General features: G+C 54.9%; 8 protein-coding genes and 2 pseudogenes. 4 read left to right on the plus strand and 6 right to left on the minus strand.

The features are described from left to right. Positions 1-87 (minus strand): annotated as a pseudogene (locus tag VU18_RS20420) (replication protein); the annotation flags it as partial. 237 nt (positions 88-324) lie between these two features. Between VU18_RS20420 and VU18_RS12715 the strand changes: the two are divergent. Beyond that, positions 325-1206 carry a thermonuclease family protein gene (locus tag VU18_RS12715; RefSeq protein ID WP_013524499.1) on the plus strand — a complete coding sequence of 294 codons (882 nt, stop codon included), beginning with the start codon at positions 325-327 and terminating at the stop codon, positions 1204-1206. A 212-nt stretch (positions 1207-1418) separates the two neighbouring features. Here VU18_RS12715 and VU18_RS12720 read toward each other — a convergent pair whose 3' ends face one another. Further along, complete coding sequence (locus VU18_RS12720; protein WP_011232390.1) at positions 1419-1670, minus strand: hypothetical protein; 252 nt, start codon at positions 1668-1670, stop codon at positions 1419-1421. A gap of 57 nt (positions 1671-1727) precedes the next feature. Then, positions 1728-2228, minus strand: coding sequence for a GNAT family N-acetyltransferase (locus tag VU18_RS12725; RefSeq protein WP_015375705.1), 501 nt, complete (start codon positions 2226-2228; stop codon positions 1728-1730). Positions 2229-2327: 99 nt separating this feature from the next. Here VU18_RS12725 and VU18_RS21135 point away from each other — a divergent pair. Then, positions 2328-2498 (plus strand): annotated as a pseudogene (locus VU18_RS21135) (MFS transporter); the annotation flags it as partial. Positions 2499-2505: 7 nt separating this feature from the next. Then, the gene (locus tag VU18_RS17990) at positions 2506-2901 is read left to right on the plus strand and encodes an MFS transporter (protein WP_020278475.1); all 396 of its coding nucleotides are present in this window, start codon (positions 2506-2508) and stop codon (positions 2899-2901) included. 262 nt (positions 2902-3163) lie between these two features. On the opposite strand, the gene VU18_RS12735 is transcribed toward VU18_RS17990, so the two are convergent. Further along, complete coding sequence (locus VU18_RS12735) at positions 3164-3352, minus strand: H-type small acid-soluble spore protein (protein ID WP_013144368.1); 189 nt, start codon at positions 3350-3352, stop codon at positions 3164-3166. Between the two features lie 111 nt (positions 3353-3463). Between VU18_RS12735 and VU18_RS12740 the strand changes: the two genes are divergently transcribed. Further along, on the plus strand, positions 3464-4459 hold the full coding sequence (locus VU18_RS12740; RefSeq protein WP_047758271.1) for a TrkA family potassium uptake protein: 996 nt from the start codon (positions 3464-3466) through the stop codon (positions 4457-4459). On the opposite strand, the gene VU18_RS12745 is transcribed toward VU18_RS12740, so the two are convergent. Both VU18_RS12745 and VU18_RS12750 read right to left on the minus strand, forming a co-directional pair. Continuing rightward, entirely contained in the window at positions 4456-4860 is a 405-nt protein-coding gene (locus VU18_RS12745; RefSeq protein WP_013144366.1) for a YugN-like family protein, read from the minus strand. The genes VU18_RS12740 and VU18_RS12745 overlap by 4 nt on opposite strands. A gap of 277 nt (positions 4861-5137) precedes the next feature. After that, positions 5138-6487: a glucose-6-phosphate isomerase gene (locus tag VU18_RS12750; RefSeq protein WP_011232395.1), complete on the minus strand. Its 1350-nt coding sequence runs from the start codon at positions 6485-6487 to the stop codon at positions 5138-5140. Positions 6488-6644: the final 157 nt, after the last annotated feature.

Genomic DNA, 6644 nt, shown 5'->3' on the forward strand with positions numbered 1-6644 from the left:
AACAACGATGCTTTCGTTCAACCCGATCGCCAAAGCGAGTTGCGGCAAAATGACCAACGGTTGATCATCGAAAAGCAAGTTGGACATGTCATCCTCTCCCCCTCAGACGAGATGTTTCCTCATCGTTCCACTTTTTTGATAAACTTTATCGTGAACGAACGCAAACCGCCTAACAGCGCGATAACGGCCATATTGGCTTGATTTTTCGCTGAAAAACGGAAAAAACCGGCATAACATGTGCGATCGTGTGCTGAAACCCATCCATTGCGGACATCCGGTTTTTGTTCAAGAGGAAGAAATGTTTTTCGAGTGGAGGGATCGTTTTTGAAACGAATGGTCATATTCTTGTTTTGTTTCCTGTTGATGTTCCCGATTTCCGCTTTTGCCCACCCTGGCGAGCTTGATGAGTTGGGCGGGCACTTCCGCGGCAGCGACTGCGTGTATTTGCTCCATGAGCCGACTGCGCTGGCGAAGCAGGCGAAAACGAAACAAGAGCTTGTCCAGCTTATTCAAACATACAACGGCAATGAACGATGCAAGCGGCATCTCACCCCAGAGCGAATCGACCTGGACGGCCATACACTGGGGAAGAAAGAAGATCGTTCTACGTTGCGCCTTGGCCGCACCTACCCGGCTGAATTGGTCGAGTGCATCGACGGCGATACGGCGAAATTCCGCGTCAACGGCCATGTATACACGACGAGGTTTTTGTTCATTGATACGCCGGAGAGCACGATCCAAGTCGAACCGTATGGGAAAGAAGCAAGCCGGTTTACATGTTCCCGCTTGCATCAAGGGAACATTTTGCTTGAGACCGACGGAGACGCGCTGTTTGACAAATACCAGCGGCTGCTCGCCTGGGTGTGGGTCGGCAAGCGCCTGCTGCAAGAAGACCTCGCCAAAGCCGGACTTGTCGAAGACTTTTATGACTATGGCGATTACAAATACGAAGCGCGCGTCCGCAAGGCGTACGAGGAGGCGAAACGAACCGGAGCGGGCATGTACGGCAAGCACGCCGCTGGAGAGAGGGAGGGGGCAGGGACGGAAACGCGGCCGCAGACCGGGGAAAAGACGGCCAAGACCGTTCACCCGCCGGCTTTGGAGAACAAAACGCCGCTCGAACGATCCGGCCGTCCGGTTCTTTATACGCTGCTTGGCCTAGCGGCGGCCGCCGCGCTCTATTGGCTCATCCGCCGGTTGACATGATCAACGGCCGGTGATGGAACGAATATCAGGCTTTGCAACAATGTTTTTCAAATTGAAAAAACCTTGCAGCGCCGCAGTTTCATCCCTTGAGCTTTCTCACGAACGGATCGAGCGAATCCGTTGGGTTTCGCCGGCCTTCTGGGGAAAAGAAAAAGCCTGTCCCCAGCGGGCAGGCCTTTTCTTCAACGTTTTCACCTCGTTTTCTTTCTCCCTCATTGCCTCGGCAGCAGCTCTTCAATGCCGTCCGGGCCGCTTTCCATCCGCGCCGGCGACTCGCCGAGCCGCCGAAATCCGTATTTCTCAAGGCGCATGATTTGTTCGTCGGTCAAGTCTGCATATGCGACAACGGACGGCGTGCCAGACGATTTGTAAATCAAATTGCCGGTCACCGGGCATTGAAACGCGTCAGCGACAAATCCTTCCCCATCTTGGATCGTAAACAGCCGAATCGGCATGACGTTCATATCCTTCCCTCTTTCCGTTCATCCTCATTACTTATGACTTCCCCGCCTCCCCCCATTCTATACAAGCCGTTTGCCGACAATGACCAAATCGCGTTCCACGCCGTCCAATTCCGCCACGCGCGGAAAATATCCCCATCGTTCAAATCCGAAGCGGGAGAAAAGCCGCAAACTTGGTTCATTATGCGCAAAAATAAAGCCGAGCAGCGTCTTGATCCCAAGTTCGGGCGCCCGTTCGACCGCCCGCTCGAGCAGCTTCGTCCCAAGCCCCCGGCCGCGGTGCGTTTCGGCGATATAAATGCTTACCTCCGCCGTATGGCGGTACGCCGGGCGGCCGTAAAACGACTGAAAGCTGAGCCAGGCGCAAACCGCGCCGTCGTCCTCGACGACCCAAAGCGGACGATTGTGCGGGTCATGGGCCTCAAACCACGCCCGCCGGCTTTCGACCGACACCGGCTCCAAGTCCGCGGTCACCATCCGGCTTGGGATCGTTTCATTATAAATGCGGACGATGTGCGGCAAATCCGCCGCGGCCGCATCGCGGATCAAACATGATTCCATCTTTCCATCTCCCCTTTTGCAAACAGTCATTTTATTTCCATCAGTGAAAAAAGCGAGAGTATAATGATACATATGTACAAACAAAGAAAGGGGAAAGAGATGAAACGCCAGCTTGTCGTCTATCTTGTGTCGCTCGCCGCGTTTCTCGGCCCGTTTACGCAAACGATTTACACTCCTATTTTACCAGAAGTGCGGGAGGCGTTTGCGACTTCTTCGTTTTTGATCAACTTGACGATTTCCATTTTCACTTTCTTCCTGGCGATGATGCAAATCGTCTATGGCCCGCTCACCGACCGGAAAGGACGGAGGACGGTGCTGCTTGGCGGCATCGTACTTGACCGTGCTGTCCATTTTCTTTTTCTTGATCGCGGCCCAACGATCGCTTTCGCTGCTTGTTTTGGCCATCGCCTTGTTCGGCTTGTTTTTAGGCCTTTCGCTCCCAGTGCAGACGACCGTACTGACGAACGTTTTTCAAGCGAACCGCTCGACAGCGATCGGCGTGTACAACTTTTTCCGCTATATGGGCATGGCGTTCGGACCAATGATCGGCAGCGCGCTGTTTGCCGCTGGAGGGTATCATCTCGTCTACGGAATCGATGATATTCTCTTTTTCGCCTGCGCCTTGCTGTTGACGGTGCGCGTTGCCCGGACGCGCCGCCAATCCGCTGTCTGACAAAACGAAGCCGCTTGCCCGACATGTCGTTCGGCAAGCGGCGGATTTCCCCGTCTTTCGCTCCATCAACGTTTCATCCGATGTCTACGTCCTTGCACCGACTCCCTCTGATTGTCGTCTGAAAAGCCGTCTTGTTCACGAAACAGACGGCGAACAACAACCGTTTTCTTGCGGGCCGCCCGGACGCTTCATGCCGGAAAACGCCTTTACTCGAACCAAGCAACGCAAGAAGGCTCCCGCACTGTCAGCCGGCCTCCCCTTTTCACTCCCGCTCTTCCGTCAATTCCGAAACCGGCACATCCCGGCGCTCATGAAGCCGGCCATCGCGCAAATGGACGGTCGCCGTCTGTTTTTCTTCATCATACCCGTCAATCCATACCGACACGCCGTTGTAATACACCGGGATATCGGCAGGGGAAGAAACGATTTGTTTGACACGGTTCATATCCATGACCACTGTCCCCTTTCTGTGATGTTCCGTTTCCTAGTATGGGAAAAAACAGGAATGTTTATGCAAAAACGGCTCACACTAAAAAAGACAAAAGCAAAAGAGGGGTGGACGATGAGAACAAGGAACGTGCTGTTATCGTATTGGCGCTGGCCGCCCGTGCTTCGTCTGTTTGTCTCGGCAAGCGCGTTGATCGTGCTGTTTGGCGCGCTGATGCGCTTCATTGAACCAGAGACGTTCCGCACGGTGTTCGACGGCGTGTGGTGGGCGATCGTGACGTCGGCGACAATCGGCTACGGCGACATCGTCCCGAAAACGGTCTCCGGAAAACTCGCGGCCATTGGGCTTATCATCCTTGGCACCGGCATCCTCACCGCTTATTTCGCTTCCGTCTCCGCCGCGGCCGCCGCCCGGGAAACCGCCTTTACAAGCGGACAGCTCCGGTATACAGAGCGCGGCCATGCGGTGATCGTCGGCTGGAACGAGCGGGCGCGCGAGGTGCTGCTCCGCCTCGCGCGGCACGACGCCTCCATGCGCTTCGTTCTCATCGACGCCACTGTTCCGTCCCACCCGCTTCTGAACGCGCCGGTTCATTTCATTAAAGGAACGGCAAGCGACGATGCGGTGCTGGAGAAGGCCAATATTCAAGAAGCGCGTTTTTTGCTCATCACCGCCGATCCGCATAAAGCGGAAGCGGAAGCCGATAAAGATACGATTGTCACGCTGCTTGCCGCCAAAAGCCTCAACCCGTCGGTGTACGCCATCGTGGAAATCCTAACGGGCCGAAACGTCCAGAACGCCTTCCGCGCCGGGGCGGATGAGGTGATTCAGACAAACTTGCTGGCGAGTTTCGCCATGGCCGCCAGCCTTCGCTCGCCGGGCGCCGCCAGCGTGTGGGAGACGGCGCTTTACCGCCTGGACGGACAGACGCTCTGCCTTCTCGAGCCAGACGAACAGCAAATCGGCCAGCCATTCGCCGCCGTTCAACAGCAGCTGCTCAAGCAAAACGTGACGCTGCTTGGCGTCATCCATGGAGATCACGGAGCGATTTCCGTTGCACCGGACCGCCCGATTCAACAAAGCGACCGCCTGTTCGCGCTTGCCCCTTAATCGAGCAGGCGGCGCTCCAGTTCTTGGACAAGCGCCTTTCCGACGGAAATGTATCGCTCGGGTACGGTCGCATCCGGGTCTTGCGGCTCGGCAAACTGATTGAATGAGGCGCTGATGTTGCCGACATCGGCGAAATCATCGATGCCCCGTTGGTATTTATGCGCAAGCAAAAACGGCCGCCCAAGCTCCACCGTCGTTCCGTGCGAATCAAGCTGCCCGTCGACCGCCCGAAACGGCACGCGCAAAAACTGATAGCCCGCGTCATCGGCGATTTTGTAGTCGAAATAGCCGTGATCGTAGTCCCACCCGCCGCCGATTGTATATCCCATTGGTTTTAATTGCTCTTCCAAATGGTACAGTTGAAATTGTTTTCCTTCCAAACGCGATGGCATTTCAATCATGCACAATCCCTCCTTTCTTTTATCGTTTCCCGTTCGGCGGGGATTATTTGTCCGCGGCAGCTTCAGACGCTTGGCGAAAAACGGCAGGGAGCAATAAACCCTCGCCCGGGCGTTGTGCGGCCGAACGACCCGGTTCATGTATAACAAAACACCTCTTCCCCCGCAAAAGGGAAGAGGCGCTTTTTCCGTCGTTCCGTCCGCCATTTTGGGCGCGACTCGGGTCGAGCCGCGAGTCATCTCCCCCGAGAAAACAGCGGCTTGGCGATGGAACACGTTGTTATTTCAACCGTTTCTCCAGTTCTTCCTTCAACTGCTCATAGCCTGGTTTGCCGAGGAGGGCGAACATATTCTTTTTGTATGCTTCCACTCCCGGTTGGTCAAATGGATTCACCCCGAGCAAGTAGCCGCTCATGGCGCATGCTTTTTCAAAGAAGTAGACAAGGTAGCCGAACGTATATTCATCGAGCTTCGGCAACGTGATGACCAAGTTCGGCACGCCGCCGTCCGTATGGGCGAGCAGCGTCCCTTCGAACGCTTTTGTGTTGACGAAATCAACCGTTTTTCCCGCCAAATAGTTCAGCCCGTCGAGGTCGTTTTCTTCGGCTTCAATGATCAGCTCATGACGCGGTTCTTCCAGCTTCAACACTGTTTCAAACAAATCGCGGCGCCCTTCTTGAATGTATTGGCCGAGCGAATGCAAATCGGTCGAGAAATCAGCGGAAGCCGGGTAAATGCCTTTTTGATCCTTCCCTTCGCTTTCGCCGAACAGCTGCTTCCACCATTCGGCGAAATAGTGCAGCGCTGGTTCGTAGTTGACGAGCAGCTCGATCGTTTTCCCTTTGTTGTACAAAATGTTGCGGATGGCGGCGTATTGGTAAGCGGCGTTTTCCTCAAGCTCCGAGGAGCTGAAATCGTCACGCGCTTTGGCCGCTCCTTCCATCATGGCGTTAATGTCCGCGCCGCTTGCGGCAATCGGCAGCAACCCGACCGCCGTCAGCACCGAGTAGCGGCCGCCGATGTCATCCGGAATGACAAACGTCTCGTACCCTTCCTCATTGGCGAGCGTCCGAAGCGCGCCGCGCTTGCTGTCCGTCGTCGCGTAAATGCGGCGGCGCGCTTCCTCTTTGCCGTATTTCTCCTCAAGCAGCTTGCGGAAAATGCGGAAGGCGATCGCCGGCTCGGTCGTCGTCCCCGATTTGGAAATGACGTTGATCGAGAAGTCTTTCCCTTCCAAGAAATCGATGACGTCTTTCATATACGTCGAGCTGATGTTGTTGCCGACAAAAATGATTTGCGGCGTTTTCCGCTTTTCTTTTGGCAAGGCGTTGTAAAACGAATGGTGCAGCATCTCGATCGCCGCCCGCGCGCCAAGGTACGAGCCGCCGATGCCGATGACGACAAGAACATCAGAGTCCGATTGGATTTTTTTCGCCGCCTCCTTGATGCGTGCGAATTCTTCTTTGTCATAGTCGACCGGCCAGTCAAGCCAGCCTAAAAAGTCGCTTCCAACACCGGTTTTTTCATGAAGCGAATGATGCGCGACTTTCACGGCATCGCGCAAGTATGTAAGCTCATGTTCGCCAAAAAAGGCGAGCGCTTTGGAATAGTCAAAGCGAATGTGGGTCATCGATTTCCGCCTCCCCTTCAAGAATCATTGCCTTCTTTCACTTTAGCGGAATAAACAAGGGAAATCAAGCAGCCCACCTTTTTGGAAACGGATTCATTTTTCGCCATGTTCGCCGCGCCGATTTCCTTGCGTGACACCTGGAGGGATGGTGATGCAA

Source organism: Geobacillus sp. ZGt-1, assembly GCF_001026865.1.
Lineage (GTDB): Bacteria > Bacillota > Bacilli > Bacillales > Anoxybacillaceae > Geobacillus > Geobacillus thermoleovorans.